General features: G+C 69.6%; 4 protein-coding genes. 1 reads left to right on the forward strand and 3 read right to left on the reverse strand.

Features of this window, described 5'->3' with window-relative positions:
- Window positions 1–374: 374 nt before the first annotated feature.
- Window positions 375–1,382: a stage II sporulation protein M gene (locus AAW13_RS43595; RefSeq protein WP_046730269.1), complete on the reverse strand. Its 1,008-nt coding sequence runs from the start codon at window positions 1,380–1,382 to the stop codon at window positions 375–377.
- A gap of 130 nt (window positions 1,383–1,512) precedes the next feature.
- On the opposite strand from AAW13_RS43595, the gene AAW13_RS43600 reads away from it, so the two are divergent.
- The gene (locus tag AAW13_RS43600; RefSeq protein WP_046730270.1) at window positions 1,513–2,433 is read left to right on the forward strand and encodes an RDD family protein; all 921 of its coding nucleotides are present in this window, start codon (window positions 1,513–1,515) and stop codon (window positions 2,431–2,433) included.
- 24 nt (window positions 2,434–2,457) lie between these two features.
- Here AAW13_RS43600 and AAW13_RS43605 read toward each other — a convergent pair whose 3' ends face one another.
- The gene (locus AAW13_RS43605; protein ID WP_046730271.1) at window positions 2,458–3,075 is read right to left on the reverse strand and encodes a hypothetical protein; all 618 of its coding nucleotides are present in this window, start codon (window positions 3,073–3,075) and stop codon (window positions 2,458–2,460) included.
- Between the two features lie 106 nt (window positions 3,076–3,181).
- Complete coding sequence (gene ahcY, locus AAW13_RS43610) at window positions 3,182–4,639, reverse strand: adenosylhomocysteinase (RefSeq protein ID WP_046730272.1); 1,458 nt, start codon at window positions 4,637–4,639, stop codon at window positions 3,182–3,184.
- Window positions 4,640–4,927: the final 288 nt, after the last annotated feature.

Consider the following 4,927-nt stretch of genomic DNA (forward strand, 5'->3'; position numbering starts at 1 on the left):
GCTTTCCTCCGGGCTTCCCTTCGGTGTTTCCAACCTTACCAGATCCGTTTTCCGTTCCGTTTCCGGTCGGAATTCATTTCCGGTGGCCGTTGGGGGCCTTCGCCTTTTCGGTCGCCTTCCGGCTTCCTTTTGGCTGATCCGACTTTATCAGAAGTTCTCGGCCGGTCTGACCGGCCACTCATTTCTGAGTAAATCGGGGGTGGCTTCAATGTCTCGGAGAGAACTCTCCGTTGTGAAGCAGATCGATTCTAACGATCGGCCCTGAACCTGTCCAGTTCTAGGCAACTGTTTGAATCTACCTCCCCACCCAACCCGTGTCAACAGGTCTTCCGGGGCGAAGAGGAGACTAGCAGCTCACGGGAGCTCTCCGCACATCAGGCGGCCGTCGGCACGAGCGCGCTGCGCTCGGTCTCCCCGAGATCACCCGTCTGCCCCGCGCGGGCGGCACGGCCGCCGAGGACGAAGACATAGGCCAGGAAGGCCAGCTCGGCGACTACTCCGATGCCGATGCGGGCCCAGGTAGGCAGGCCGGACGGGGTGACGAAGCCTTCGATGGCCCCCGAGACGAACAGGACCAGGGCCAGCCCGATCGCCATGCCCACGGCAGCGCGGCCCTCTTCGGCCAGCGCGGTACGACGACTGCGCGGGCCAGGGTCTATGAGCGTCCAGCCGAGGCGGAGACCAGTGCCGGCGGCCACGAACACCGCGGTCAGTTCGAGCAGCCCGTGCGGGAGGACCAGTCCCAGGAAGGTGTCGAGGCGACCGGCCGAGGACATCAGGCCGAACCCGACGGCCAGGTTGAGCATGTTCTCCAGGAGGATCCAGAGCACCGGCAGGCCGAGGAAGACGCCCAGGACCAGGCACATCGCGGCGGCCTGCGCGTTGTTCGTCCACACCTGCGCGGCGAAGGAGGCCGCGGGATGGCTGGAGTAGTAGGTCTCGTACTCGCCGCCGGGGCGGGTCAGCTCGCGGAGCTGGCTGGGGGCGGCGATGGTCGACTGCACGTCCGGGTGGGTCCCGATCCACCAGCCCAGCAGGATCGCGACGGCCGTGGATATGAGCGCGGTGGGGACCCACCAGTGGCGGGAGCGGTAGACGGCCGCCGGGAATCCCTGCCCGAGGAAGTGGACGACATCCCGCCAAGAGGCCCGGCGCGTTCCCGTCACGGCGCTGCGTGCGCGGGCCACGAGTTGGCTGAGCCGGCCGGTGAGCTGTGGATCCGGGGCGCTGGACTGGATGAGGGAGAGATGGGTGGCGGTGCGCTGGTACAGGGCGACCAGTTCGTCGGCCTCTGCTCCGCTGAGGCGCCGCTGACGGCGCAGGAGCGCGTCGAGACGGTCCCATTCGGCTCGGTGTGCGGAGACGAAGACGTCGAGATCCATCGGGTCTGCCTGCTCCTCGGCTGGTCGTCGACTGCCTGTCGTAGCTGTCAGCTTGTCGTACTGGGGCGCGATGTGCGCTCAGCTTGGCAGACTTGCGCTGTACGGGGCAGACCAGGGGAAGGCGGCGGGCGTGAGTGAGCTGGTGACCGGCGAGGCGGTGGCGCTCGAACTGCGTCCCGCGAGGCTGCCCAGCAGGGCGCTGGCGGTGCTGCTCGACCTGATCGTGGCCATGGCGGTGTTCGTCGGGGCGTCGATCGCTCTGGTGGCGGCCACGGCCTCGCTGGACGAGGCCGCGCAGACGGCACTGTCGATCGCGACCTTTCTGTTGCTGCTGGTGGGAGCGCCGATCGCGGTCGAGACGCTGAGTCACGGGCGGTCGCTCGGCAAGCTGGCGTGCGGGCTGCGTGTCGTACGCGACGACGGTGGGCCCATCCGGTTCCGGCACGCCCTGGTGCGTGGCGCGCTCGGCGTGGTCGAGATCCTGCTGACGTTCGGGGTCGTCGCCTGTATCGCCTCGCTGGTGTCGGCGCGCGGCCGGCGGCTGGGGGACGTCTTCGCCGGGACCCTGGTGGTCCGGGAGCGGGTGCCCGCGGGGCGGACCCTGTTCGTTCCGCCGCCTCCGCCCTGGCTGGCGGGGCGGTTCGCCGAACTGGACCTGTCGGCCGTACCGGACGGGTTGTGGCTTGCCGTCCGGCAGTACCTGACCCGGATGCAGCAGCTGGATCCGCAGGTCTCCTGGGCGATGGCCCAGCAGCTCGCGGCGGATCTGGCGAACCGGACGGGGGCTCCGGCGCCCGCGGACGTGCCACCGGCCGCGTATCTCGCGGCGGTGGTGCAGGAGCGGCAGGCCCGCGAGGCCCGGCGGGCCTTCGCCGGCTACGCACCTCCGGCACCGCCGATCCCCACGTTCCCGTCGCCGTACCAGCCCGGGGCGGGGGTACCGGCCCACTTCCCGCCGCCGGTCGACCAGCCCCCGGTGTCCGCGCCCGTGGCCGCTCCCCCGCCGACGGCGACCGAGCGGCCTTCCACCGGGTTCGTGCCACCGGCCTAGCCGAAGCCGCTCCCTGCCCGGCCGTCAGTCGTCGAAGGCGGACGGCGGTGACTGGAGGTCCTCCAGCTCGATTCCGGGGGCCGCCAGGACCACGTCCCCGGTGATGTGCACGGTGTGCTGTTCGCCCGTGTCCAGGGCTGTGACCTGGTACTCGTCCACGGTCAGAGGCCCGTTGTCAGTGGCGTGTGTTTCTCTTCTCAGCAAGGCCCAGGACTGGTCCACGGTGCGGGGGGCGAGGACCGGATCCGTGAAGGCCACCAGGCGTACCCGGGTCGCGGCGGAGGAAGGGGTGAGGCGCAACAGGCGGGCGGTGGCGACCAGGAACGCGGGGGACGTGCCGGTGAAGGCGTGGGCGCGCACATTGCCTTCGGTGGCCTGAGTGCCGGTGGGGTCCGTGCGGACCCAGGTGACGCCTTCGAGGGCGGCGCCGCGCACCTGCCAGCTCCCGGCGTGCAGTTCGAGGCGGAGGGGGCGGCCGAGTGCGTCGAGGGCGAGATCGACCGAGCCGCGGTGGTCGCCGGAGGGGGTGGTCACCTGGGAGACGTAACGCCAGCCGGAGGGTCCGGGGGCGCACTGGAAGTGTTCTTCACCGAGGGGGGTGTGATCGTGCGGATCGTGGAGCGAATAGCGGCCGCGGGGCATGGGGGTCCTGGGTCTTGACGGGCTGAGGCCGCGGCGGTTCGCCAAAGGGGCAGGCCCCCGGCACGGGGGTGCGGGGGCCTGCCTCGGTGAGCTCAGCGGCGGTGGCTCAGTAGCGGTAGTGGTCCGACTTGTACGGACCCTCGACCTGCACGCCGATGTAGGCGGCCTGCTCCGGGCGCAGCGTCGTGAGCTTCACGCCGAGCGAGTCCAGGTGCAGGCGGGCGACCTTCTCGTCGAGGTGCTTGGGCAGCGTGTAGACGCCGACCGGGTACTCGTCGGGCTTGGTGAACAGCTCGATCTGGGCCAGGGTCTGGTCCGCGAACGAGTTGGACATCACGAAGGACGGGTGGCCGGTGGCGTTGCCCAGGTTCAGCAGGCGGCCCTCGGAGAGGACGATGATCACCTTGCCGTCGGCGAAGGTCCAGGTGTGGACCTGCGGCTTGACCTCGTCCTTGACGATGCCGGGGATCTTGGCGAGGCCGGCCATGTCGATCTCGTTGTCGAAGTGGCCGATGTTGCCGACGATGGCCTGGTGCTTCATCTTGGCCATGTCCGAGGCCATGATGATGTCCTTGTTGCCCGTCGTGGTGACGAAGATGTCGGCCTTGTCGATGACCTCGTCGAGGGTCGTGACCTGGTAGCCGTCCATCGCGGCCTGGAGGGCGCAGATCGGGTCGATCTCGGTGATGATCACGCGGGCGCCCTGTCCGCGCAGGGACTCCGCGCAGCCCTTGCCCACGTCGCCGTAACCGCAGACGACCGCGGTCTTGCCGCCGATCAGGACGTCGGTGGCGCGGTTGATGCCGTCGATCAGGGAGTGGCGGCAGCCGTACTTGTTGTCGAACTTCGACTTGGTGACGGCGTCGTTGACGTTGATCGCCGGGAACAGGAGCTGCCCGTCGCGCTGCATCTCGTACAGGCGGTGGACGCCGGTGGTGGTCTCCTCGGTCACGCCGCGGATCTCGGAGGCCAGCTGGGTCCACTTCTGCGAACCGTCCGTGATGGTGCGGTGCAGGAGTTCGAGGATGACGCGGTGCTCGTCGGACTCGGCGGTGTCGACGGACGGGACCTTGCCGTCCTTCTCGTACTCGACGCCCTTGTGGACGAGGAGGGTGGCGTCACCACCGTCGTCGAGGATCATGTTGGGGCCGCCGGTGGGGCTGTCCGGCCAGGTCAGCGCCTGCTCGGTGCACCACCAGTACTCCTCCAGGGTCTCGCCCTTCCAGGCGAAGACCGGGACGCCCTGCGGGTTGTCGGGCGTGCCGTTCGGGCCGACGGCGATGGCGGCGGCCGCGTGGTCCTGGGTGGAGAAGATGTTGCAGGAGGCCCAGCGGACCTGTGCGCCCAGGGCGACCAGGGTCTCGATCAGGACGGCGGTCTGCACGGTCATGTGCAGGGAGCCGGTGACGCGGGCGCCGGCCAGCGGCTGGGCGTCGGCGTACTCCTTGCGGATCGACATCAGGCCGGGCATCTCGTGCTCGGCGAGGGTGATCTCCTTGCGGCCGAAGTCGGCCAGGGAGAGGTCGGCGACCTTGAAGTCCTGTCGGTTGTCGACAGTCGTCATTGCGAACTGCTCCTCGGGTTCGGGTCGAGGGTGGGTACGGCTGTTCTGCGCGGCGGCGGACACAGGGGTGCCCGAAAGGAGGACACAGGCATGCCCGCGTACGCGCAGCGCAGTCCGTCGGAGGCCCTCTCTCCCTCGGCCGGCCCGCGTGCGGACCGCCCGACCGCCATCAGCAGCGACGTCTGGCTCCGTCCCAAGCTACACCGGTCGAGCGGGCCACCCCCAGTCCACCTTCGAACAGATCACGCCGTTCGAGGAGGGGCGGGCGTGGCCGGCGGGGTGTGGGGG

Origin of the sequence: Streptomyces humi (assembly GCF_001005085.2) — a bacterium.
In the GTDB taxonomy this organism is placed as follows: Bacteria; Actinomycetota; Actinomycetes; order Streptomycetales; family Streptomycetaceae; genus Streptomyces; species Streptomyces humi.